At 56.5% G+C, this 23,815-nt stretch carries 19 protein-coding genes and 1 pseudogene; 14 read left to right on the top strand and 6 right to left on the bottom strand.

Annotated features, from left to right (window positions below):
* Nucleotides 1-33 precede the first annotated feature (33 nt).
* Entirely contained in the window at nt 34-630 is a 597-nt protein-coding gene (locus GJ630_RS06395) for a TetR/AcrR family transcriptional regulator (RefSeq protein ID WP_191449576.1), read from the top strand.
* 264 nt (nt 631-894) lie between these two features.
* Here GJ630_RS06395 and GJ630_RS06390 read toward each other — a convergent pair whose 3' ends face one another.
* The gene (locus GJ630_RS06390) at nt 895-1,551 is read right to left on the bottom strand and encodes a lactate utilization protein (RefSeq protein ID WP_008311726.1); all 657 of its coding nucleotides are present in this window, start codon (nt 1,549-1,551) and stop codon (nt 895-897) included.
* A 545-nt stretch (nt 1,552-2,096) separates the two neighbouring features.
* Between GJ630_RS06390 and GJ630_RS06385 the strand changes: the two genes are divergently transcribed.
* The 3 genes from GJ630_RS06385 to GJ630_RS06375 are packed head-to-tail and all read left to right on the top strand — an operon-like array spanning nt 2,097 to nt 5,384.
* Nucleotides 2,097-3,308 carry an ABC transporter substrate-binding protein gene (locus GJ630_RS06385; protein ID WP_050038386.1) on the top strand — a complete coding sequence of 404 codons (1,212 nt, stop codon included), beginning with the start codon at nt 2,097-2,099 and terminating at the stop codon, nt 3,306-3,308.
* A 4-nt stretch (nt 3,309-3,312) separates the two neighbouring features.
* Nucleotides 3,313-4,425, top strand: a complete 1,113-nt coding sequence (locus GJ630_RS06380; protein WP_014031006.1) for an iron ABC transporter permease — start codon at nt 3,313-3,315, stop codon at nt 4,423-4,425.
* Nucleotides 4,425-5,384: an ABC transporter ATP-binding protein gene (locus GJ630_RS06375; RefSeq protein WP_014031007.1), complete on the top strand. Its 960-nt coding sequence runs from the start codon at nt 4,425-4,427 to the stop codon at nt 5,382-5,384. The genes GJ630_RS06380 and GJ630_RS06375 overlap by 1 nt, the downstream gene beginning before the upstream one ends.
* Before the next feature lie 216 nt (nt 5,385-5,600).
* Here the strand turns inward: GJ630_RS06375 and GJ630_RS06370 are convergent, their stop codons facing one another.
* A complete protein-coding gene (locus GJ630_RS06370) occupies nt 5,601-6,557 on the bottom strand; it encodes a bile acid:sodium symporter family protein (protein WP_050007540.1) in 957 nt (318 codons plus the stop codon).
* Between the two features lie 516 nt (nt 6,558-7,073).
* Between GJ630_RS06370 and GJ630_RS06360 the strand changes: the two genes are divergently transcribed.
* The 8 genes from GJ630_RS06360 to GJ630_RS06325 all read left to right on the top strand — a co-directional run bounded on the left by GJ630_RS06360 (nt 7,074) and on the right by GJ630_RS06325 (nt 14,872).
* Nucleotides 7,074-8,015: a UbiA family prenyltransferase gene (locus GJ630_RS06360; RefSeq protein ID WP_064289058.1), complete on the top strand. Its 942-nt coding sequence runs from the start codon at nt 7,074-7,076 to the stop codon at nt 8,013-8,015.
* 167 nt (nt 8,016-8,182) lie between these two features.
* Entirely contained in the window at nt 8,183-9,832 is a 1,650-nt protein-coding gene (locus GJ630_RS06355) for a histidine kinase N-terminal 7TM domain-containing protein (protein WP_225308153.1), read from the top strand.
* 226 nt (nt 9,833-10,058) lie between these two features.
* Nucleotides 10,059-10,349 (top strand): sulfurtransferase TusA family protein, encoded by a 291-nt coding sequence (locus GJ630_RS06350; protein ID WP_023842982.1) that lies wholly within the window; start codon nt 10,059-10,061, stop codon nt 10,347-10,349.
* Entirely contained in the window at nt 10,346-11,044 is a 699-nt protein-coding gene (locus GJ630_RS06345; RefSeq protein ID WP_014031012.1) for a DUF2270 domain-containing protein, read from the top strand. The genes GJ630_RS06350 and GJ630_RS06345 overlap by 4 nt, the downstream gene beginning before the upstream one ends.
* A 280-nt stretch (nt 11,045-11,324) precedes the next feature.
* Nucleotides 11,325-11,762: a chromosome partition protein gene (locus GJ630_RS06340; protein WP_023842983.1), complete on the top strand. Its 438-nt coding sequence runs from the start codon at nt 11,325-11,327 to the stop codon at nt 11,760-11,762.
* A gap of 548 nt (nt 11,763-12,310) precedes the next feature.
* Nucleotides 12,311-13,546 (top strand): tyrosine-type recombinase/integrase, encoded by a 1,236-nt coding sequence (locus GJ630_RS06335; protein WP_191449575.1) that lies wholly within the window; start codon nt 12,311-12,313, stop codon nt 13,544-13,546.
* 100 nt (nt 13,547-13,646) lie between these two features.
* Entirely contained in the window at nt 13,647-14,492 is an 846-nt protein-coding gene (locus tag GJ630_RS06330; RefSeq protein WP_050038384.1) for a ParA family protein, read from the top strand.
* Entirely contained in the window at nt 14,489-14,872 is a 384-nt protein-coding gene (locus GJ630_RS06325) for a hypothetical protein (RefSeq protein ID WP_191449574.1), read from the top strand. The genes GJ630_RS06330 and GJ630_RS06325 overlap by 4 nt, the downstream gene beginning before the upstream one ends.
* A 1,997-nt stretch (nt 14,873-16,869) precedes the next feature.
* On the opposite strand, the gene GJ630_RS06320 is transcribed toward GJ630_RS06325, so the two are convergent.
* A complete protein-coding gene (locus GJ630_RS06320) occupies nt 16,870-17,670 on the bottom strand; it encodes an IclR family transcriptional regulator (RefSeq protein ID WP_008311746.1) in 801 nt (266 codons plus the stop codon).
* A gap of 361 nt (nt 17,671-18,031) precedes the next feature.
* On the opposite strand from GJ630_RS06320, the gene nhaC reads away from it, so the two are divergent.
* Nucleotides 18,032-19,498, top strand: a complete 1,467-nt coding sequence (gene nhaC, locus GJ630_RS06315) for a Na+/H+ antiporter NhaC (RefSeq protein WP_014031017.1) — start codon at nt 18,032-18,034, stop codon at nt 19,496-19,498.
* Between the two features lie 420 nt (nt 19,499-19,918).
* On the opposite strand, the pseudogene GJ630_RS20480 reads toward nhaC, so the two are convergent.
* Nucleotides 19,919-20,323 (bottom strand): annotated as a pseudogene (locus tag GJ630_RS20480) (DUF4864 domain-containing protein).
* A 129-nt stretch (nt 20,324-20,452) separates the two neighbouring features.
* On the opposite strand from GJ630_RS20480, the gene GJ630_RS06305 reads away from it, so the two are divergent.
* Nucleotides 20,453-21,013: a PAS domain-containing protein gene (locus GJ630_RS06305; RefSeq protein WP_191449573.1), complete on the top strand. Its 561-nt coding sequence runs from the start codon at nt 20,453-20,455 to the stop codon at nt 21,011-21,013.
* A 155-nt stretch (nt 21,014-21,168) separates the two neighbouring features.
* Here GJ630_RS06305 and GJ630_RS06300 read toward each other — a convergent pair whose 3' ends face one another.
* Together GJ630_RS06300 and GJ630_RS06295 are read right to left on the bottom strand one after the other, a co-directional pair.
* Complete coding sequence (locus GJ630_RS06300; RefSeq protein WP_191449572.1) at nt 21,169-22,797, bottom strand: hydantoinase B/oxoprolinase family protein; 1,629 nt, start codon at nt 22,795-22,797, stop codon at nt 21,169-21,171.
* Nucleotides 22,794-23,815, bottom strand: a 1,022-nt coding sequence (locus tag GJ630_RS06295; RefSeq protein ID WP_197427622.1) for a hydantoinase/oxoprolinase family protein, incomplete at its 5' end; no start/stop codon positions are given. The genes GJ630_RS06300 and GJ630_RS06295, both read right to left, overlap by 4 nt.

The following is a 23,815-nucleotide window of genomic DNA, read 5'->3' as shown; positions in this document are numbered from 1 at the left end:
AGCTATCTACGATCAGAGCGGAGGACTGTCTGTATGACTACAGATGGTGACGCTCTGGGTGCAACTGAAAAAGAGATCATGCACGCAACCCATCGAGCGCTGGTAAACAGTGGATACGCTGAACTCTCCATCTCGCTTATTGCAGACGAACTCGACAAGGCCAAATCGACGATATACCACTATTACGACTCGAAAGACGACCTGCTAATCCGGTTTCTCAGATTCACTCTTGACCGATTCGAGGCGACAATCAACACGAGCATCGGTGACCACCCGAAAGAGGACCTCAATCACATCATTACGACACTCCTCCCGTGCCAGCTAACCGAGGAGAAACGGCAGCTTCACAGCGTTTTAGTTACGCTCTCCCCGCAAGCGCTGGATCAGGAGGTGTTTCGCGAACAGTTCACCGAGATTGATATTCGACTTACTGCAATCATCGAGAACACTGTTCGTCGAGGGATAGAGGCTGACGTGTTTCGCGACGTGGATCCGACACACATGGCCGAGCACATTCTAGCAATGATTAAAGGAACGATGTATAGCCGCCTCACGACCAATCGCGAAGCCGCAACAGGAGCAGCGAAAGCCTCCCTATTTTCGTATATCGATTCGCATTTGATTTCGTAGCGCCTGTCGCCATGGTCGTCGCCGAATTTCCGCTCTCACACGGCTTGGACCAAGCCGGTCAATAGCTCTTTCCGGCGGAGTGCGGAGCACAGAAACGTACCCCGGGCTGCTATAGTACAATTGAAACGAGTTACACACTGATCGGACTGCGTCGTGCGATCAGGTATGCATTGATTTTCAATGGTTACTATAGTTCTCCGATACTGTGCTTAGATCGGCAACGCAAGGCGGCGGGACCGATTACCACCCTCTGTTGTACTGCAGTCAGTAGCCGAGGTGCTCGCGGATGAGCACAACGGTAGTGCGATCCTCTTCGAGCTCCTGGCGGAGGATGAGCTGTTTGGCAATCGCGGAGTCGACGCCGTAGGCCTCCTTCGCGCGCTCGTTTTCGAGTGGGTACGCGACGTTTTCCAGTCGGTCGAGCGCGTCTTCGAGTGTCGGCACGATCTTGTTCACGCCGCTGACGATGACCACGTTACTGGCAGCGAACGGATACGCACCGATACGGCTCCCCGAGCGGTCTGCCGCGACGAGTTCGCCGGTCTGGGAAATACCGTTGATGCCACCGAGGAAGTAGTCGGCCGTTTGCGACTTCCGGCGGGCGGCCTGCCGCTCTGCGTCGTCGTCGATACTCCAGATCTCGTCGGGGAGGCTCTCCCACTCGTGGTCCCCGTCACTCAGGTACTCGACGAACCCGATCTCTTCGAGCGTCGTCGAGTGGCCGTTCATCACAGACGCCTCTGTAGGGATGAGTGACTGAAGTTCTGCGAGCGCATCATCAGTCGAGTCAACGACGATGACATCGAACCCGTTTGCCTCGAGGTTCTCGACGGTCTGCTCAATGGTCTCTTCCGAGGCCAGTTCGTCCAGTGATTCGTCAATATCGGCGTCGTCTGCGTACTCTGATTTCTGTTGAGACATATTGTTTCGCGGTAGGTGTATCAGCGTCAACATGAAGGCGTAGCTAGTACAAAAGTGCTCGCGGACACCGATGTCTGGTAGTTACATCGGTGATACCCCGATCACCTGACTGGGTGTGACACACGGCTGTACTTTGTCCGGAAACAGCACGAGGTCTCTGATTGCTGACTGCGATATCAAATGCTGAAAACCGGGGGGTAGCATATATTGCCCTCCATTCATCATGTTATGCTATCAATGCAAATGGCTCGTAAGGAAACTACAGACACTATTGGGACACCCTCGAAAATGGTACTGTTCTGTCCGGACTGTGATTTTGAGAGTGGTATGATCGGGGGCGACTGGGACGTTTCGAGCACCGGATATGCGACAAGCTATCACTGCCCGCAGTGCCAGCACTCGTTCAGCGTTTCCAATCGCCGGTGACGCCTGAGCAGTACGGGCGACGCATAGCGGCTCGATATTTCACGGTCTGAACATCGTACACACCGTGTTACGTCGAAAGGGAGGAATCACTAATCTGTTTTAGGCCCACCTGAAAAGCGATGACACGTAGACGCGAAGTACTTGCAGGTAGTGTTGGATTGGTGGCTTCCCTCGCCGGTTGTTCCAGCGGGAGCTCCGATGATGGAGGAACCACCGGGGATGGGGCCGCGAGTGCCCAAACAGACCAGGCCGAAGCCACGGCAGATACCGAGCAATCGACTCCGGAAAATTCAACGCCGTACACCGTCGAAATTGAGCCCCACGGCGAGTTCACGTTCGAAGAAATTCCCGAGTCGTACTCGGTCATTCCCAGTGTCTACCTCGATATCGGGATGGCGCTCGGCATCCAGCCTACCGCCGCGACCGACATGGCACGGGCGCCACGGAAGTTCTACGACATCCTCCCCGACGTTACGTTCAACGAGGACGACATCATGGCGCTGGCGGCCGGCTCCGAGTCCGGCTACGACAAGGAGAACTTCTACGCTGCCGGCCCCGCTGTCAATCTCATCGACCCTCGGGGATTACGACGTTTCACCGACTGGGCGGACTCCGATATTCAGGAGATCGAGGAGGCCACCGGTCCGTTCGTCGCCTCCTCGATCCGCTTCGGCCCCGAACATCCCTTTGGGTACGAGCAGGAAACCTACCACGAACTCTACGACGTTTTCGAGAAGATGGCGGCGGTCTTCCAGCGCCAGGCCCGGTACCGGGCCTGGGAGTCGCTGCACGACGAGTTCATGGCGAACATCAGGTCTGATCTCCCCCCTGAAGACGAACGCCCCTCCGTCATTGCGGTGTGGCGCGGCGTAGACCCGACTTCCGGCCAGTTCTATCTCTCTGATATCCACAAATACCACAATCAGACCAAGCCCCTCTCACGGCTCGGGCTCAGGGACGGTTACGATGCTGAGATCCCTGGCGGTGGTACCGTCGGTTACGAGGAACTCCTCAACCACGATCCAGATTACATCGCTGCCGTGGGCCGGCTCACAACCGCAACTCACGACGAGTTCGTGACCAACGTCGTCGAGCCGTTCGAAAACAACCCGAACGGTCAGGACCTCACCGCCGTTCAGGAAGGTAACATCATCCGCATCGGCGGCCAATACCAGGGTCCTATCGTCGATCTTTTCGCCACGGAGGCCGCCGCCAAGCAAGTCTGGCCCGATCGCTTCGGCGAGTGGCCAGGTCCTGTCCGCGACGTCCCTGACGAAGAGAAACTGTTCGATCGCCAGGCGGTCAGTGACATCATCAACGGAAACATCTAACGCGATGGCGAAGGTATTCGACCGACTCACGAACCTACGCGCAGGAACTACCGACAGGTACGAGGTCTCAAAGCTCGCCCTCATTATCGCCGGCAGCCTCGCCGTCCTGCTCGGGTCGACGATACTGCAGGTGAGCTTCGGCGCGTACCCGTTGACGCTGGTCGAGGCGTGGCAGACGGTCTTCGACCCGACGGTACTGTCCAGCCTCGAAGTCTGGCGGTGGGCGTTTCTCGGTGCAGCGGTCCCGGAGTGGTTGACCCGCCAGCAACTCATCGTCTGGAACCTCAGGCTGCCCCGTATCCTCGTCGGCGTCCTGGTCGGCGCAAACCTCGCAGTATCGGGAGCGCTTTTTCAGATAATTACGCGCAACGAACTCGCGAGCCCGTACATCCTCGGCGTCAGCGACGGGGCTGGATTAGTCGTGTTGCTCACGCTAACACTCCTCACCGGACTGGTGCCGTTCCTACCGATATTTGCGGCTGCCGGTGGCGGACTCGCGTTCCTGCTCGTGTATGCTATCGCGTGGAAGAACGGTACCAGTCCCGTCCGACTGGTGCTTGCAGGTGTTGTGGTAGGCACCGTCTTCGGGTCCGTCCAGCGTGCGCTGTTTTTCTTCATCGACGATCTCGGCGTTGCGATGTCCGCGCAGGCGTGGCTCTCCGGGACTCTGATGAACGCTGGGTGGGCCGAGGTACGAATCGCGTTGCCGTTCACCGTCCTTGCGATGGCGCTCGCGTTCGCCGTTACGCAGGAACTGGATGTACTGGCACTCGGCGAGGACCGAGCGGACTCACTGGGGATGCCGGTCGAGAAAGTCCGGTTCGCTATCGCGGGGATCGGCGTTCTCTCGACGGCGGCTGCCATCGCTGTCGCCGGCCTCATCGGGTTCGTTGGGCTCATTGTTCCCCATATGGTCCGTAATCTCGTCGGTAGCGATTCGAAGCTGCTGCTTGCGGGGTGTCTGTTCCTCGGACCGGCGCTGCTGGTCAGTGCAGACGTGGGTGCACGGCTCGCCTTGAGCCCCGTCCAGTTGCCGGTGGGCGTCATCACCGGCATCGTGGGCGGCCCGTACTTCCTCTACCTGATGCGGAAGAAAACCGACCTGGGTGAAGTCTGATGGCTGACGGTCGGCCCTCACAGATGGACGGAGAGACAGTCGAACACAGGTCCGAGGCCGGAACACGAGCCGTCGATAGCGCCGGTGAAACGACATCGGAGTCGGCCGCAGAAATCGACGGGACCGATCTCGTTGTCGGGTACTCTGGACGGGACGAGCCTGTCATCGACGGCGAGTCGATCGCCGTCCCACCGGACGAAGTGACCGCGCTCATCGGCCCCAACGGGAGCGGGAAGAGCACGCTCCTGAAAGCGATGGCGGACAAGATTTCGCCCGACGACGGAACCGTCTTTGTCGATGGCCAGACGATCGACGAGTTCGGGTCCAAGGAACTCGCACGCAAACTCGGCTTGCTCTCCCAGGAGAACGTCGTTCCGACCGGTATCTCGGTGGGTGATCTGGTCGAGCGCGGACGGTACCCACATACTGGGTTCTTCGAGTCGCTGTCCGACGAGGACCGAGCCGCCGTCGACGACGCGATTCAACTTGCCGGCATTGAGAACCTCCGTGACCGCGATGTCGACAGCCTGAGCGGCGGCCAGAAGCAACTCGTCTGGATTGCGATGGCAATCGCTCAGGACACGGACGTGTTGCTGTTGGACGAGCCGACGACGTTCCTCGACCCACAGCACCAGCTGGAAGTGATGCAGATAGTCGAAACGCTCCGGGATGAGAGTCAGATAACGGTCGTCCTCGTACTCCACGATATCGCACAGGCAGCGCGGTACGCCGACAACATCGTCGCACTCAAGGACGGCTCGATGTACGCCCGCGGCCCGCCAGAGGAGGTGGTCACGAAACAGTTGCTTGCTGACGTCTTCGAGATCGAAGCGGCGGTTCTGGAAACCGAGTATGGGCTTCAGGTGATTCCAATTGACCCGGTCACCGACGCGCAGGCGGCACACACCACTGTTGGTCCTGTTCCCGAGGACGTTCCGGATACTGATCGGGAACCGTGACCGGTGGCAGCACCACTCAGACATCCAGAATTCGTCAGAATCGACATCACTGATCTAGTCGTCAGACGGTTCGGGGGGTACGATTACTCTGCTTGTTGAGAGAGCCGAACGGGTCCCCCGCTTTCCGGCTCCTCCATGTCCGTACGGCCCGGTCGCTCACCACTGGATGAGCGGATTTGATACCACCGAAAATCGGGTTACCGTGGGGAGCGAGCCTCAGTCGTCGCTTGGCACAGCCTCGACGGATTTCTGTCCGTCGTCCTGCCAGCTAAAGAAGCTTGCCAGCGCCGGCCCGGTGATGTTGTGCCAGACGCTGAACAGCGCCGGAATGAGTGCGGCTGCAGGCTCGAATAGCGTTGTCGCCAGCGCGACGGCTAAACCGCTGTTTTGCAGCCCCACTTCGAATGTACAGGTCCGAACGCGGTCTTTCGGCATCCCAGTTGCCCGCCCGATACCGTATCCCGAGCCAAGCCCGATCGCGTTGTGGGCGACGACCGCCACGAGCACAAGCAGACCAGCCGTGAGGATGTTGTCCACGTTCGCGCCAACGACGCCAGCGACAATCGCAACAATCGCGGCGACACTGATAACTGGGAACACGTCGGTGCCGATTTCAGCGGCTTTGGGCGAATAGCGGTCCAGCAAATACCGGATTGTGAACCCGAGCAACACCGGAATGATGACGATCTGAATGATGCTCTGGAACATCTCTGCAAAAGTGACGTTGATCTGTTCGCCGAGGGTAAACACTACCCAGGCCGGCATCACGATCGGCGCTGCAAGGGTGGTAAGCGTCGTGATCGCGACGGACAGCGCCACGTCACCCCGACCGAGATACGCCATCACGTTCGACGCGGTCCCACCGGGAGCGGCACCGACCAGAATGAGACCGATACCGACAGCGTCCGGAAGATCAAGGAGGACATACAGCCCGTACGCAGCGGCAGGCATCACCAGCCACTGCGTGACAGCGCCGATACCGATATCGACCGGTTCCTCGATTAGCCGGCGAAAGTCCGCCGGTTGGAGCGTCAACCCCATCCCGAGCATGATTAGCCCGAGCAGTGGGGACACGTAGTCCAACACTGGGACGAACGGGTCCGGCCTGACGAGAGCGATCCCTGCCAGAAGGATTACCCAGACAACGAAGTACTTGCTCGCAGCCCGACTCACCGCTCGAAGCGTCGATGTCGAAGTCACATATCTGGATGATGAACAATGTAGAAAAAGCTTACTTTGGATCTCTGTACTGTCGGACGACGAACACACAATGTGGGACGGCCGCTGGTTCTCTGGACTATAGTAACAATTGAAACGAGTTACACACTGATCGCACTACAATCGTGCGATCAGGTGTGCATTGATTTTCAATGGCTACTATCGCTATTGTTGGGTCGAGATTGATATCGACGCGCAGTGAGTCTGTCCGAGAGCGAACAGAGCCTCCCGTGGTGAACTGCTCACGGAGTGGTATCCACCTGGCCATTGATAGTATCGTCCAACCTGTCTACACTCAATCTATTCCATGGTCGCTTGCTCAGACAGCGCTTGGATAGATACGAAGATGTTCCGCACGTTTGACTATATTCTCATCCACGACGAAGCCAAACCAAACTTACTTCGACTTTTGAAGATATTTAATATAGGGTAGGACTTTACTGTATAGTTCGCCGATATTCTACTGCAGCTATGCCGACTGATGCACAAAACCCAGGCAAGCAGCCTGACATAGAGTCCGTGAGGAATCGCTCTTTGATTACAAAACTAGCTACGCTGACGAGACCAGTCAGGAATATATTTCTCTACAGTTCCGTGTATCTCGCAGTTATTGCGATGGCGGAAGCAGTCCTTGTGAGTGAACTACTGGCGCTCCCTCTAACGCCGGCTCCGATTGTGGCAGGACTGCTCACGTTCGCAGTGTATGGCAACGACCGGTTGGCAGACTTAGAAACTGATGCGAAAACGTCCCCCGCACGGACTGCCTTCGTGCGCCGATATCAGAACGGCTTCTACGTTCTGGCGGCTATCGCATACGGCCTTGCTGTGGCCCTGTCTGCATTGGGTGGGCCCATCAGCTTTGGTCTATCGCTGTTACCGGGTATGTGCTGGATTCTCTACGCCTGTGACTGGATCCCTACCCTTCCGAGCGGTACCCAGCGACTGAAAGAGGTCTTCCTTCTCAATTCAACTCTCGTCGCTGTAGTCTGGGCGCTCGTCATTGTGTGTCTGCCGCTAACGTACGTTGGTGCGCCCGCTTCTCCGGCGGTCGGTGTCGTGTTCCTGTTTTTCGTATTGGCGACGTTCGTCAATACAGAAATCCCGAATGTGCGCGATAAGGAGGGTGACAGCGAAATCGGCGTCCGGACGCTCCCGGTTGTGGTCGGTGTTCGCTGGACTAAGTATATCCTCTACGGAATCACGGGTCTAACAGCGGTTCTGCTCGGTGTTGCGTTTGTTGCAAACATCATTAATCTCAGGGAAGCGGTCGTTCTCTTAGTTAGTTTGCTCTTCCTGAATGGCGTCATCTTCTGTCTTAACCGAACCGAAAACGAGAGTGCACTTACGGTCGCAGCAGAGTGTACTCGCTTACCAGCGTTTGTTGTTGTGGTCTTCCCACTGCTCGGCCAGTAGCACTATCATATAAATTACCTTTATTTGTAAAGCAACTCTCTTCCGCAAGTATTCGGCCCTCTGATGGCGATTCTGTCAACCTTAGATACTTTCGAAGGCAAATAGGTTATAACGATGGCGCCCGATTAATCTTCAACATAGTTGTGTTCTCACTGACGCTGATGAAGATGGTGTTGGTCGCCACGATTGCGGTCGGCGTTACGGGCGGCCTCCTTGCCTGGAAAGAGCGCCCAGAACCCGGCGCTGACCCACTTATTCTGCTCCTGGCAGGCCAGTGCTGGTGGTCGGCCACGTTGATCTTCCGGATTGATGCAGCGACGCTGAGCTCGAAGGTTTTCTGGGTCGATGTCTCTTGGATCGGTGTTGCAATCATTCCGATAGCGTGGCTGCTTTTTTCGCTCGAATATGCTGGCTATACCGAGTATACGGCCCGCAAGCACATCCTGCTCTACTCGATCGTCCCTGCAATTACCGTCTTTCTGGGACTCACGAGCCACTCCCACCAGTTACTGTACACTAATTCGGTCATCATTCAGGAACACGGAATTGCGACGTTGAACAGAACGCCGGGTGTCTGGTTTTGGATTATAGCCGGCTATACGTATCTGCTGGGCCTTCTCGGGGCACTTCCGCTGTTGAAACTCGTTACGAGTCAAGTGGACCCGTTCCGCGGCCAGAGCTTAGCGCTCCTTCTCGGTCTTCTGGCACCCTGGGTGACGAACGTCCTCTTTTTGATGGGCTCACTCCCATCTGCCGGTGTCGATCCGACACCGATTGCCTTTGCCGTGTCCGGTCTCGCGTATCTGGGCGCACTCACCAGGTTCCAGCTCTTCGGTGCAAATCCGACGCCGATACGCCATGCTCGCAATTCGCTGTTTCAGCAGATGCAGCAAGGGGCTCTCGTGTTGGATACGCACGACCATATCGTCGATATGAATGACCAAGCTACCACTGCCCTGCAGACGACGCCCAACGAAGCCCTCGGCCGACCACTTGAACAAATCAGTCCGGATCTATCGGCGCTCGGTAGCGCAACACAGGCCGGGCAAACGATTTACCGTCCCAATGGGGTGTCCCAGTCGTACGACGTCTCCGAAAGTCTCGTAACAGATATCCATGATCGGACTATCGGCCGGGTCATTACCTTACACGATGTGAGTAACCTTCTCCGTGACCAGCAACGGCTAGAGGTTCTCCACCGGGTCTTCCGGCACAACATCCGAACGAACGTGCAAGTCATCCTCGGTAACGCTGCGTATCTAGCCACGCACAATAGTGAGTCGAAGGCCGCAACCCTGCAAGAACACGCCGTCGAAATCAATGAACTCGGGGAAAAAGTCCGTTCGGTTATCGATATCTTTGAACAAAGCCGGGAGGAACGAGATACTCTCAGCCTGAACTCTATTCTCGACGAGTGTCTCGACTCGACCAGCGAAGCGTATCCCGAGGTCACGTTCGAGTATGCTTCCGGGCAGGCCGATTTCGCGGTGGATTGCCTGTTTGATGTCGTCTGTCTGAATATCATTCAAAACGCCGCTCAACACAATACCTCTCCCGACCCTGTTGTGTCAATCGAGGTCGAACGGGACGGCGAATACGTTCAGGTCACTGTCCAGGACAACGGGCCCGGTATTGACTCCAACGAGCTCGCTCTCGTAGAACATGGCTCGGAAACGCCGCTAAAGCACGGGAGCGGATTCGGGCTTGCACTGGTTGTGTGGGGAACTGATATCGCAGGTGGGACCGTCGATATCGAGTCGAGTGAGACGACGGGAACGACTGTCATCCTACGGATTCCGATTCTCTCATCAAAATAAGTAACCGGGACGTTGAGAAGGTGGACGGTTCTTCCTCTGTGCCTGAGTGAGCACCGCTCTACAGTATTCAGTATCTTTCCATTATTGCACAATTCTATCGTTCCAAAACTTCAAAACCTATCCCGCAACCCCCTCCAAGGAAGCTTGTATATTGTATATATCCTTCTGAGACACTACCGTTGTGTTTTTATATGTGGCTGTAGTATTGAGAGTAAGAAACAATACTATGGCCAACCACGAACCTACTCAGATGCTGGGTGTCACCGGGGAGAACTGTCCGATGCCGGTCGTCAAGGCGAAACAAACCATTGACGAGCTATCGTCGGGTGAAAAAGCGAGCACGGACGTTCTCAAGCACTACGTCCGCACAACGATGACTACGGGACCTCAACAGGCGGCTACGGCAGATATACTACCTGACTATGACTGGAGAAATTCTGACAATAGTGTCGACTCGGCGCTGGCCGCCCAGCACACGACCGACTCGAATCTCCAGTCGCTCATCTTCCACTCATGACACGGGTCTCAAACAAGGACGTCGACGCGACCGACTCGACACATCGGGAAGTCGGCGAGGGCCTGCTAGAAGAGGATATGGGTCCGAGTTCAGCCATGGCCCATCTTTACCGTGGCGAGATCCATCGGATGAAGTTCTGGCGCGAGCGCCTCGACCGGACAACCAACTGGGCAGTGTTGGTAATCTCTGCAATCCTTACGTGGGCCTTTTCGCGGCCGGACATTCCGCATTACATCCTCTTGATCGGAACGGCCACGCTTGCAGTGTTTCTGTTCATCGAGGCCAGGCGATACCGAGGTTACGATATCTGGCGAAGCCGAGTCAGAACACTGCAAGCAAACGTCTTCGCCTACGGGTTAGACCCCGCTGCAGGCGTGGCCGACCCGGACTGGCGCAAGTCACTGAGTGCCGATTACCGACAGCCGACGATCAAAATTAGCACGGAAGAAGCTATCGCGCACCGACTCCGACGAGTGTACCTGCCGCTTTTCACTGTCTTACTAACCGCCTGGCTCATACGAATTACCGTGTTCAGTTCCGGTTCGTGGACAGATAGCGCTGCTATCGGTATGCTTCCCGGCGTCGTCGTCATCGGCACTGTCGGACTACTATACGCCGCTGCAATCGTAGTCGCCGTCCGCCCCAGAACATGGCACGCAAAAGGAGAGCTTCGGTCCGAAGATCTCCGCCAATAGGTATTGACTGGAATTCACCGAAGTCCCACGGAAATTATGTAGCGATGGTGCATGCTGTGGGTCACATCGATCACGGACACGAAATAATCGGTCAGTTCGTCTAGGTTCTACACCAGTGTCGATGCACTATTGGAGATTCATCGCTATCCAAATGTAACCAACTGGGAACTACGATTAGTAGCACATACCAATCAGGCTGGGACATGATGACTCAACCTTTACTGCTGCACCGGGAGAGGCGCCAGTACAGTATTCAGGCTACAGCAGAGGTGGTTCACCGGTGACTACGCTTGCACGCAATATCAGTTCCTGGCTACTCGTCGCTACTGTGGTGGCCACCAGTGGGACAGTCGGGACAACAGTTGCATTTCAGGATTCTGCACAGGACATACAAACAGAGAACGAAGCCCTCCACGCTGAAAACGAGGAATTGCGTGAACAACTGAACGAGACCCGGGAAGACCGAAAAGCGGAAAAATCCCGTGCTGAAAACCTCAACAAACAGTTAGAAACACGCAACGAGGACGTAGACACACTTCTTTCGGAACTAGAAAGGAAAGAAAAGATGTTAAATGCCAGCCAAGCCCGGCTCGCGGAATCCCGAGAAAACCAAGCGGGCATGTCACGGTCCGAAATGGAAAAACGGCTCGATTATCTCTGTGCACAGCCAGAGAACATTGACCGATTTGGTTGCCAGGAGTTCGGTCCCGATGAGTGACAACTGAGAGCTTGGTCCTTGAGTAAGCCACATTTCAGAACCGCTGAGTCTGTCCTATACTGCTGGTCTGGCCATTACACGATATCCCACCCCGTGTTGTGAAATCCTTCACAAATAGCCGACGGTGACAGTTACGGGAGCTACCGCACGCTCGGAATACCCTATCCTGTAGTCGGTCTTACCTGCTCATTGGTGCTTTTGGAAGAGCGATGAAGGGGTTGTTCTCAGTACAGACGAGAAATCTGTGCTTGACTCCGCTACAGAGTATACGGAATTTGAGTGGAGATGAGCCCTAAATCGCATAAAAACCGCAGTGGAACACTTTCACGGGGCCTGTACAACACAGAATTTAATATAGCGTTATATAGTTTATGTTCTGCGGTAATGCGACCATCTGTATCTGTCTTGTTATGGGTTTCTGCATGAGAAAACAATACAAGACAAACTATTAGTCGTACGATGGAAATACGCTACATACGAAAACTCGGTGATTCAGACGAACCAGCTAGAGCAGTTCGTCGGTTACTGCAGTTCACACCCAAAATCCAATGACTGAAACTCGCTACTCAACGATGGACTTAGCCGACTGCGAGTCTTTCTATCACGAAACCGTCGTACCGACGATGGAAACCGACGGGCTGGACCCGACCGCTGAAACCCCCACGTACACCTGGCTGAACGGACAGTTCCCGGGATTCGTAAAGCATCTCCAACGGCGATTCGACCTGTCCCCGGGGCAGTTCTACGACGAGATCGGAGTCCCAGAAGCCACGACGACATCAGGATCATTTGACTTCCTCTCTGTCAACACCCAGCGGGCCATCGAGGGGTACCTCGAGGAACTTTCGACTCGACGTGGGCGTGCTGGCGCGACAATCGACACACGGCGGTCGATTCTACGACGCTACGCGAAAGTATATACCAATATCCACGATACGAAAGATTTGCTCGCACCGCTGGAGAATCCCGACGAACGCGTTGCAGAGATGGATCGGGTAGCGGCGACGTTTGATGCGCTGGACCAACTGGACGATGCCCTGACGACGCTTGCGTCACGGCGTAAATACGTTCAGGACACGCGGCAGTTCTACAAACACCTAGTGATGTTCGGAAACGCCGCGTACAATCCACTGGCTGACCTCGAAATCCGGTTTGGATGGGATAGAACCCCGTCCTGGGACAACAAAGCACTCGATAGAACCGCCGTCCAACGCTTGTATGGAGCAGCGAGTGAGCTACGGGATCGATTCATCGTGGTCGCATGCTGCGGTTGGGGGCTTCGCCCGAGTGAAGTCGCATCGCTACATATTCGACAGCTCAACCTCGATCCGGACGATAACTCGCATCCGTACATAGAGTTCGGTGACGGCGAGCGGAAAAATGGTCCTGGGACCGTGGCTCTCCTGGCCGGTCTGGAGACGGTAGAACGCCGTATAGAGACGCTTGCCGATCCAGAGTGGAGTGGCTACCTCTTGCCCTCTCCGTCCGCAGCCACTGGCCATCTAACCGCCGAAACCGTCCGACGACGGTTCAAATCAGTGGCTGAGGCCGCAGATGTCACTGTCGACGGCGACACGCCAACGCCAAAAACCGGCCGTCGATTCTGGTACACTACGTACGGCGCTGCTGTCAGGCGGGTTGCGGAACGGTTCGAAGACGTCGCAGCGGAGCAGGGCTCGGCGTCTGCACAAGTCGTACTCGATAACTACCTCTCGGAGTCTGAAGCCCGGTCTCACCGGCGGGCGGAGATGCGCGAGACGCTCGCAGGGCTGTTCGTCGAGTAGCCCGCGTTTTGCGAGACCGCTGTAGAGATGCCAGCTGGCTATACCGTATAGCTATACCGTCTGACTAATCTTTATATCTGTGCGGTGAATCCGATACGGTATGCTGACCTACACCGTGTACAGTGAGGCCGGCGGTGTCGGCAAGACAACGATGGCGGCGAACCTCGCCGTCGCCGACGCCCGTGCTGGTCACGACGTACTGGCAATCGATATGGATCCACAGGAGGGGAGCCTCTCGTTCCTGTTCGACGTCGCGGACCGCCGAACGGACTCGGAGGCCGACAGTTTAGTACGACACCTCGTCGAACGGCCACGCGGGCCGTTCACTGACCTCATTGAGACCTCAGAGGGTGTCGATGTCCTTCCCGCACACAACTCTCTGGAGGTCCTTTCGAAACATCTGCGGCGTCGTGAGGAGGAAGCGGCGGACTTCGGTGAGAACTGGAACCCGAACGTCCAGCTCCTTCGTGTGCTAAAGGACGCGGGCGTTCCGTCTGAGTACGACACTGTCATCATCGACCCGCCTGCGACCGCGGACGTGAAACTGTACAACGCATTGCACGCGACGCGGAACCTCGTTATCCCGTTTGAACCCAGCGGGAAAGGCCAACAGTCCGTCGAGGGCCTCGCAGACCTCGTGACCGGGCTTGAAGACACGCTAGATATCAACGTGGGCGTGTTAGCTGCTGTACCGAATCGGTTCAAAGGGACCAACGATCAAGAGGAGATGCTCAAACGGCTCCGTGCGGAGTCGTACGATATACCTGTCGTGTTCCGGGAGCGGACGTCCTTGCTTGAAGGCTGTTGGCGCAAACAGTGTTCAGCGTTCAAATACATTGAAGAACACCGGAGTCGGGAACGTGACTACGAAATCGAAACGCTGGAGCAGTTCGAAGAGCTAGCTGCGCATCTCCGACAGACTCGCGAACAGGAGGCAACAGCATGAAATCCGGCTCCGGCGACGATCCGTTTGCGGAGACCGATTCGGATCCAGGTCCAGAATCGGACGAGCAGCAGGATGAGGTGATGGAGGTTGAAACTGAACCCGCCGACGTAGAAACGGCGACCCAACCAGACATCCCATACAAATTCCGGCGTGACTCAGTCAAGCAAGACCGCAAGCAACGGCCGATCTTCATTCGCCCCGAGGTCGAGGAGCGCGAATCCACTTTCCTCCGTAATCTAGAAGACGCAGTCGGTGAGGATGTGTACAAGACCGACGCGCTGGAAGCGGCTCTCGTCGTTGCCATGGACAATCCGGACCTTGTCGCTGAAAAGCTCCGTGAGTGGGGGTACGACTGGGAGCAGTCGGCCGCGTCTCGCTAAGTCCACAATAGCTATTGAGCGCATACCATCGCGTTCTGTCCCGGCTTTGTCTTTTGCTTTTGCAGTCCTTTCTCGATACCTAACCGAACGAAACTGGACTGCTAACTGTGTCAACTGCCTACCTTCACCCGCTAGCTCGTATAACTATCCCAACTAACTATCTCTTTTGAATATGCGGAAGGGCTATACCGTATAACTATACCGATTAGCCATATTGTGTGAGTATACAGTATGGCCAATTCGATTAGCCATGCGGAATGGCTATGGGGTGTCGATAGGTCGAATAGCTGAGGAGTTCGATTAGCGGCTGTACGTACTGAGGCGAGCTAATACGTATAGTTCTCTCTTCGAGATATCTCGACTGTTCCTACGACAACAATCGCTGTGGCCGATACCTGTCGGACGGTTCGCCCCTTCTCCCAAAGACAATTATAGATCTGCCGGTGGCGGGCGTCAAGTGCTTTCGAGAGTTACCACCGATAGGTCAAACCGGCACTAGCGGTTTCCGAATCGAACAGGTGTGTCCACCCAAATGCGTCTATACCTGGCTCAGTGCGCTAGTAATGCCCGAACAGCGCTTACGATATCCCCGGGCTGCTGCGGTTCGAAACTCTCCTGATACTCGATGTCCACCTTCGATAGACTGGCTATTCCCTCCAGTCCGATGTGTCATGAATGGGTGAGGCCACACCAGTGACAGCTTTCGTCCAGAAGTTCTGGCACAACAACCTGCGTCTATACGACTCCTGCTGTACGAAGGCGTTACGGCCGCTCGGCCGGACCGCGCCGCGTGTCCCATTCCGAAGCCAGTCGGGGGGTTCGCCAGTCCGATGGCATCACCGGCGATGTGGACCGGCCGTGACTCCAGATTGGTGATTCAGCGTCGTCTTTCCGATTACTCTAAGTAGATTAAACAGATATTGTTCAAGAAGCGACGTTCTATCTATAGAAAAGGGCTTATACAGCCACTAAAGTCAATTATCCCCATCAAATTTGAAAAAGTCATTGTACACTCTCCAAACCATTTGTATAATTGCACATTTTGACTTTCAATTTGTCAATCCACACTTGGATTGGTGTTCGGCTATCTAAGATATAGTTAACTAAGATATAGTTAATAGTGTTAATTAATAACAAGAGGGTCGAACCCCGTTAATCAAATTCCGCGTGTCGTGTGAGAATATATAACGATTGTACCCGTGTTATTGTGCTCAGGAACGGGTACCTCTGACCGTTCCGAATGCTTAGCCACGCATCACGTCACTCTATCAATTTGACCGCATACATCGGCTCCCCTGAGTCAGGGTGTAGCATTTGATGAGTAGGATCGGGACTGCTGACAAACAATGACGATCTCGGCGTGTGAGTATAGGCTGACCGATCAGGTCATGACCGTCTGACCCGCTGGAATGGAAGTGAATATACAGACCATGCAGCAGATCTGGTTGCCTCCTGAGCCCTGGCGATACTTTGACTATACCGAATGGAATCTCAGTTGCCTTACTCTCCCGCTGCACTGGTTGATGCGCGACCGAAGCGCACACACAGAGGAGACAAAGTTTGCCGACGACGATGTAGCGCCTCTGGCGTCAGCAAGCAGACTTAGTTCGGAATAAACAAATAAGACTGGAATTCGAGCCGACTAAAACGCTCCAAGACGGTACAACAGCGATTGAAACTGGGCGTATGGTTCACAAGCGGAGAAGGACCGCTGATCGAAGGGGCCTCAAACCGATGCATTAGCCACTCTAATAACGGAATCTGATAGGCGAACTCGACACGAGCGTCAAGCTATCCAGCCATTCAGATTGCTACAGAAGGGAGCGTATCACAGGGTGTCCCTGAGAAGGACTGGATGCCCGTCACCGCTCGAGTATTCAGATAGAGCGCATCTGAACTACAGTTCCGGATTAATGCCTTCTTGTGCCATTTCTGGACTCAACTATATCTTCACGACGTAGTGCAGTAGCGATGGTAGCCTTCGATATATGTGAACACTATTTACTCCGGGCGGCCGCAGACTCTAAATTGACCTCGATGATGTTTGCTGCCTCCATCACTAACTCCGGAAGGTCACTGTTGAGGTATTCACCGGACAGCCGCATTTTCGGTGCGGTTACACTGATCGCACCACAAACTGCTCCGTCCACGTCCTGTATCGGAGCGCCCACGGAGCGCATACCCCGGATTTCCTCCTCATCGTTTATCGCGTACCCCTTCCTTCGAATTTCTGCGAGTCTCTCGCGCAGTTCGTCTGGATCAGTAATCGTTTTTTCTGTCTGCTGAACGAGTTCTTCACTGGCCAGTATATCAGTGACTTGGGCTTCATCGAAATGTGCCAGCAGCGCTTTTCCCGTCGCAGTACAGTGGAGATATTGTGGGGACTCCCTGGTACGCCGTTGATAATCCATGGCTACTGTTTCTCCTCCATTATGCTCGTACAGTGTTACCTCCCTGTTCCGGTACGCAACTGTGAGGTGAACCCATTCACTGGTCTCTTCGGCTAACCGTTCTACTTCCTCCTTTCCGATTTGATAGAGGTCGACCCGATTCCGGACGCTTTCACCGAGTGGGACGAACCGCAGCCCCAACCGATATACGCCGTCTGATTTGTCAATAAAACCCTCTGCAACAAGTGTCTGTAGATACGTATGCAATGTACTTTTGGCAACGTCTACGTCATCACAGAGGTCCGCAAGTGTCACTTCAGACTGTGACTGAATCTCGCGCAGGATATCGCTCGCAGTCTGAATCGACTTGATCTGTCGAGTTGCAGTCGGCGGTTCGCGTTCAGTCATATGTTGAGTCTCGTTTATCAGGTTATATGATTTTGGTATATCGAACGTACAGTTTGTCGGTGCGACCGCTTTCGACAGCACATGCTGATCCGACCGGTATGATCGCTCAGTAAGGTGGACTCCGCAGTCCAGCACAATCTGACCCAGAAACAGTTTCGCGACCGCTCTCTACATGAACTTTTATTAATGACGCTGTCAATGGAGCAAACGATATGCGCTGTTGGAAAAGTCGGCTTAGTCGCCAAGCTAGCCGTATAGCGCCTGAGAAGTCGCTTCAAAGCATACACGTCGGAAAACTGAATGCACACGCACACTGCTGGGAAGAAAACGATACAGACAATAAGTAATCGACTCAATAAGAATGAGCTCCGAATTCGACATCAAGTTGTACGACGATATTGATCCCGAAGACCGACCCTCTCTGGGAGAAGCGCTGATCCCTATTATCGGGATGCTAACCGCGCTGGGCATTGGTATCGGCATCTATGGACTTGACCCGCAGTTCCCACTCCTCTGGGGCATTGCATTCACTGGGCTGTTCAGTTACTACCGGTTCGATATATCCTGGGACGAGATGTACTCCGGGATTACACATACGCTGCTAATGGGCATTCAGGTCGTGTTTATCCTGTTTATCGTCTACGCTCTCATCTCGACCTGGATACAGGCCGGAACGATTCCGACGCTCATGTACTACGGGCTTGACCTGCTGCACCCGATAGTGTTCCTGCCGCTCACGGCGATCATTACTGCAGCGATAACGTTTGCCATCGGCTCATCATGGACCGCAGCGGGGACGCTCGGTGTTGCCTTCATAGGCATCGGATCGGGACTCGGACTCCCTGAACCGATGACCGCGGGCGCAATCCTCACAGGTGCATACACGGGAGACAAACAGTCACCACTCTCGGACACGACAAACCTCGCTTCGGCGGTGACAAACACTGACCTGTACGACCACATTAACGCAATGCGGGCAGGCACTTTCCTTGCCTTCTCCATTGCTGTTGTCCTGTACGCCGGTCTCGGCATCCGCGCGTCAGGAGCGATTCCCGTGGACCGCATCGCCGAGATACAGACGGCGCTCACGGGCTCATTCACGATCTCTCCGCTCGCTTTCTTCCCGCTTCTCGTTACATTTGGGCTGGCGATATACGGTATCTCCGCTATTCCAGCTCTTGGTGCTGGTGTCTTTGCCGGTGCGATAACATCGGCCGTGCTTCAGGGGAACTCGTTCACATCGGTCTGGACCGTCGCACAGAGCGGAACAAGCCCGGAAACGGGGATGGAGCTCGTGAACGGCCTCCTCGCAAGCGGTGGGATGGTCGGCGGTGCATGGGCCGTAACAATTGCCATCGCCGCACTCGCACTGGGTGGTCTGTTCGAATGCACTGGGATTATCGCTGTCCTGGCACATCACCTCGGCCAGCTCAGTGACAGCGTCGGTAGCCTCACTGGAATCACGGTCCTGTCATCAGTCTCGATGAATGTCCTTGCGGCAGAACAGTATATCAGTATCGTTGTTCCCGGCGTGACGCTCGGGAGCCTCTACGAAGAGAAGGGCCTCAAGACCGAAAACCTCTCCCGGGCAATTGAGTCCTCTGGCACCGTCACGAGCGCGCTCATTCCGTGGAATAGCGGCGCGGTGTTCATGGCCGGAACGCTTGGCGTCAGTACGTTCCAGTACGCCCCCTACTACTTCTTGGGCTTCCTTTCGCCGCTTATCCTCATTCTCATGGGAGTTACCGGCTGGCAAATCACGTATACCGAGACCGAGACTGACAGCCAGACTCCGAGTAACGTGGCTGCGCCGGCAGATAGTGACTGAGCGCACTGCCCGCCGATAGCGGGTAAGTACCCCGAACCTCACTGCGATTCGGAATCACAGGCACCATTCGAGTCCACCGAACTGGATATACTCACTCATTGGTGACAAATATCGACGTCTTCGAATATCCCAACCGAAATAGGCGGTAAGTACCTTTAAAAATCCAATCACAAATATAAAGATACCTATTTATATACGTATACTACAAAACTATCGAAAATAACTATCAATACAAGGTTATTCAACCCAATCCTGGGTGCATACTCTTGTCGACGCTGGGGGGCATGGATGCGAAAATCCCTGCATGGGGGCGTACGACTGTCACATCGAAACGGCTGAACACCCGGAACTGGGGGGCGATTAACCACTGAAGCGCAGTTCACGATGTTCTGTAACGCTAGGGCCTCTCGTTAGGGAAGTTCAGACCACTACCACACGGTCAGTCTGCCAGCAGCCTCGGAACTTGCCGACGGACTGCACTGATAGACCGAACTCGTACGTGGTCGTTCGTCCATCCGGCCCCGTAATCGTCACCCGCTGTTCAGCGTAGTTCTCGTTTCGCTCGACAGGGCCTCACATGACCTCTCCGAAGTCGATCATCGGACGGTACTGCGGTGACTCGACCATGGCTATAAATCGGTCCAGTGGCCCAGTCGAGCGGCGGTTGGCTGGGGAGGCGAAATTGTACGCCGTCATGATACCCGCGTTTTCAAACGGGTCGTCGTTCGTTTCCAGCGCTTCGAGTTGGAGAGCTACAGCATCACTGGGACCGTACGTCTCACTGGGCGTCGGAAGGCTGGCCACTGGGTACTCGGGTTTAGACATTGATTTCGTAGGTGCCGTGTGTCTCTGAAACAGGGGCTATACCAGCATGAATGGCACGGCTGATCGGCTACAAACCCGGATATCGACGGGAGTTTGTGTTCCCGGCAGCTAGAACTGGCGACTGCGATCATGGCCGAACTGAGGGACGCACTTATCGAAACCATGTTGCTCGACGACGAGCGGTTTCGCCAGCGGCTTCCGGGTCTTGTCGAAACACACCAGCTCCGGACTGTCGATCCACACCCTGCCGACGAGTCGCCGGCAGACATTTTTCAGAACCTCGATGCGCTCAAGCTCGGCTCTGTGACTGCCTTCGAGCGAAAGATTATCAGGAAAATGGTGCGACTTGGGACGGCACCGCTGGGCCTGACACTCACGGGACCTGCGTACCAAGATAATCCGCTCAGATATGCGACACAGACGTTCAGAGAAATGACGGGCTACTCGCTGACCGCACTCCGCGGCAAGAATCTCCGCCTCCTACAAGGGCCAGCAACAGACCCCGAGGCGGTCGCAACCCTTCAGGAGGGTATTGACATCTGGGAACAGCGGACCGTCGAACTATGGAACTACCGGGCGGACGGCACACGCTTCAAAAACCGAGTGACGATAGTTCCACTCACCGGTCCCGACGGCTCCATCACGAACTGGCTCGGTGTACAGAAAGCCATCGGCACGGCAGACAGCTAACTGTCGGTGGCACGGTTCACGACGCGTTTCAGACCGAGTGGACGGTCAGCTTGCACTGTGGGAGATACACCAGTGTCGCCCGCATATGAGTGTAGCACTCGCAATACCCACTTCACGGGTCGGTCGCGTTCTGGTAGGGAGCGACCGAACCAGCGTCACTCGTCGTCTACCTTTCCGTCGCGTCGGTCACGGTCCCTGGCTTCCGGGTCCCGCTCTGCCGGCTCACCGTGCCCGCCGCCACCGGGCGTTCGGACGGAGACAGTCGTCCCAGCCTTGACGTCAACGGAGGCCTTCGCAGGGACCGGCTCGCCGTCGACCAGATTCTCCCCTGTCGCGCCGTCTTCGCCGCCGTCGATTCCAGCGGGGGCCGTCCGCCGGCGCTCCGTCAGTAGGGACACGGTGGCGTCTGTCTCGACGGTGACGGTTCGTTCGAGGCCCAGGCCGCCACGGTATCGGCCGTCGCCGCCGCTCGACGGACGCAGCGCGTACCGCTCGACCCGGAGCGGATACTCGGTCTCCATCGCTTCGACGGGCGTGTTGAGCGTGTTCGTCATTCCGACCTGCACGCCGTCCATCCCGTCCTTATCGGGCCGGGCACCGAACCCGCCGCCGATTGTCTCGTAATACGTGAAATCGCCGGTTCGGTCGCCGATGATGAGGTTGTTCATCGTTCCCTGTCCACCGGCAGGAACCTTGTCGGGGACTGCTTCGGCAAGCGCCGCCAGCGTGACGTCCATGACGCGCTGGCTGGTCTCGACGTTGCCACCGACGACCGCTGCTGGCGGCTTCGGGTCGAGTATCGACCCTTCAGGTACGGACACGGATACCGGCTCGTAACAGCCGTGGTTCGGCGGAATCTCCGGGTCGGTTATCGCTCGGACGACGAAGTAGACCGCGCTCTTCGCGACTGAAAGCGGCGCGTTCAGGTTGCCCGCCACTTGGTCGGCGGTCCCATCGAAGTCGACAGCTATCGAGGCCCCATCGATGGTGACGGCCACCTCAATCGGGATGTCGGTATCGGTCACGCCGTCGCCTTCGAGGATATCCTGCGCTCGATACGTCCCGTCCGGGAGCCCGTCGAGTTCAGCTTCGACCCGCTCGCGGGAGTACTCGATGACAGCATCGAACGCGTCGAGCAGGGTCGCCCCGTGTTCTTCGAGGAGTTCACCGATGCGTTCCTCGGCCCGGGCGTTCGCGGCGCGCTGGGCTCGCAGATCCGCCTCGCGCTCGTCCGGTGTCCGGACGTTGGCACGGATGAGGTCGTGGACCGCCTCGTTGGGCTCGCCGCCGTCGACGAGTCGAACCGCGGGCAGTCGAAGCCCTTCCTCGTAAATCTCCTGTGCACCCGGTGGCATGCTCCCCGGCGAACTCCCGCCTACGTCGGCATGATGGGCTCGCGAGACGGCGTACCCGACTATCTCGTCGTTGGGCGCGATCGTCGAGACGAGCGTGATGTCCGGGAGGTGTGTCCCGCCGGCGAACGGGTCGTTGACGATGAAGACGTCGCCCGGTTTCGGGTCCTTCTGGAGGACAATATCCACCGCGTCGGGCATCGCGCCGAGGTGGACCGGAATATGCTCCGCCTGTGCGACCATCCGACCCGACGCGTCGAACAGCGCCGTCGAACAGTCCTGTCGCTCCTTGATATTCGGGGAGTAGGCCCCACGGATGAGCACATGTCCCATCTCTGTTGCAACGCTTTCTAGCTGGTTCCTGAGGATCTCCAGCGTTACGGGGTCGATCGTCTCCTGTTCGGCACTCGATGTGGTGGCTTCGTCATTCATTCGTCGCTCACCTCTGCTGTCAGCGTCCCGTCATCGCGAACCCGGACGTTCCAGGCCGGTGGGATGACGATTGTGCTCTCATCGCCCTCGACAATCGCGGGGCCGTCGATTTCGTCCCGTGGTGGCAACTTCGGCCGCTCGTAAACCGGGGTTTCGCGGACCTCATCGGCGAACACCGCCTCGCGAGAGCCCTTCTGTGGGTCGCCATCGGCATCGTACTCGACCGTCGGTGCGCTCCGCTCGACGGTCGTCGTCACGCGACAGTTCACCAGTTCGACGGATTCGTCTGCCCGATACCCGTACGCGGACTCGTGGGCTGCTCCGAACCGCTCGCGGGCGTCTGCGGTGTCGAACGGCCGGTCGACGTCCACGGTGAGTTCGAAGCTCTGGCCGGCATACCGGAGGTCGGCTGAGTGTCGCACTGTCGCCGCCTCGCGGTCGCTGACTTCAGCCAGCAGTTCTTCGGATAATTCCTCGTAGACCGCGTCGACATCGTCGGGGTCGACCGCGCCGAGCGAGCGCTGATACGTCCGTACTGCGTCGCGCTTCTCGTCGGCTGCGAGCAGGCCGTATGCCGACAGCACGCCTGAGGCACGCGGAATCACGACCCGGTCGATATCGAGGCTGTCCGCGATGGACGCCGCGTGCATCGGCCCGGCACCCCCGAACGCAGCGAGCCCGAACTTCCGCGGGTCGTACCCACGCTCGACGGTCACAGAACGGATGGCCCTGGTCATGTTCGCGTTCGCGACGCGATAGACGCCCCGGGCGGCTTCCAGTGGACCGCCGAGTCCTGCCTCGTCGGCAAGGTCCGCGAGTGCATCGTATGCCGCGTCCTCGTCGAGCGATAGTTCCCCACCCAGGCTGGTGCTTGCACCGATGTAGCCCAGCACGAGGTTGGCGTCGGTGACGGTCGGCTCAGTCCCGCCCTTCCCGTAGCAGGCGGGGCCGGGGTCGGCCCCGGCGGAACGTGGTCCGATCCGGAGTGCCCCCCCGGCGTCGACCCAGGCGATGGACC

Source organism: Haloarcula sp. CBA1122 (assembly GCF_009741785.1).
Classification (GTDB): domain Archaea; phylum Halobacteriota; class Halobacteria; order Halobacteriales; family Haloarculaceae; genus Haloarcula; species Haloarcula hispanica.
This window is presented reverse-complemented; position numbering and strand designations above follow the sequence as displayed.

Bases quoted from the DNA above. Each gene is read 5' to 3' on its own strand.
- GJ630_RS06360 (WP_064289058.1), top strand. From the start codon at position 7,074: ATGCCGACTGATGCACAAAACCCAGGCAAGCAGCCTGACATAGAGTCC.
- GJ630_RS06305 (WP_191449573.1), top strand. From the start codon at position 20,453: ATGGCCGAACTGAGGGACGCACTTATCGAAACCATGTTGCTCGACGAC.
- GJ630_RS06395 (WP_191449576.1), top strand. From the start codon at position 34: ATGACTACAGATGGTGACGCTCTGGGTGCAACTGAAAAAGAGATCATG.
- GJ630_RS06325 (WP_191449574.1), top strand. From the start codon at position 14,489: ATGAAATCCGGCTCCGGCGACGATCCGTTTGCGGAGACCGATTCGGAT.
- GJ630_RS06335 (WP_191449575.1), top strand. From the start codon at position 12,311: ATGACTGAAACTCGCTACTCAACGATGGACTTAGCCGACTGCGAGTCT.
- nhaC (WP_014031017.1), top strand. From the start codon at position 18,032: ATGAGCTCCGAATTCGACATCAAGTTGTACGACGATATTGATCCCGAA.
- GJ630_RS06345 (WP_014031012.1), top strand. From the start codon at position 10,346: ATGACACGGGTCTCAAACAAGGACGTCGACGCGACCGACTCGACACAT.
- GJ630_RS06350 (WP_023842982.1), top strand. From the start codon at position 10,059: ATGGCCAACCACGAACCTACTCAGATGCTGGGTGTCACCGGGGAGAAC.
- GJ630_RS06355 (WP_225308153.1), top strand. From the start codon at position 8,183: ATGGTGTTGGTCGCCACGATTGCGGTCGGCGTTACGGGCGGCCTCCTT.
- GJ630_RS06300 (WP_191449572.1), bottom strand. From the start codon at position 22,797: ATGAATGACGAAGCCACCACATCGAGTGCCGAACAGGAGACGATCGAC.
- GJ630_RS06375 (WP_014031007.1), top strand. From the start codon at position 4,425: ATGGCTGACGGTCGGCCCTCACAGATGGACGGAGAGACAGTCGAACAC.
- GJ630_RS06330 (WP_050038384.1), top strand. From the start codon at position 13,647: ATGCTGACCTACACCGTGTACAGTGAGGCCGGCGGTGTCGGCAAGACA.
- GJ630_RS06385 (WP_050038386.1), top strand. From the start codon at position 2,097: ATGACACGTAGACGCGAAGTACTTGCAGGTAGTGTTGGATTGGTGGCT.
- GJ630_RS06320 (WP_008311746.1), bottom strand. From the start codon at position 17,670: ATGACTGAACGCGAACCGCCGACTGCAACTCGACAGATCAAGTCGATT.
- GJ630_RS06380 (WP_014031006.1), top strand. From the start codon at position 3,313: ATGGCGAAGGTATTCGACCGACTCACGAACCTACGCGCAGGAACTACC.
- GJ630_RS06390 (WP_008311726.1), bottom strand. From the start codon at position 1,551: ATGTCTCAACAGAAATCAGAGTACGCAGACGACGCCGATATTGACGAA.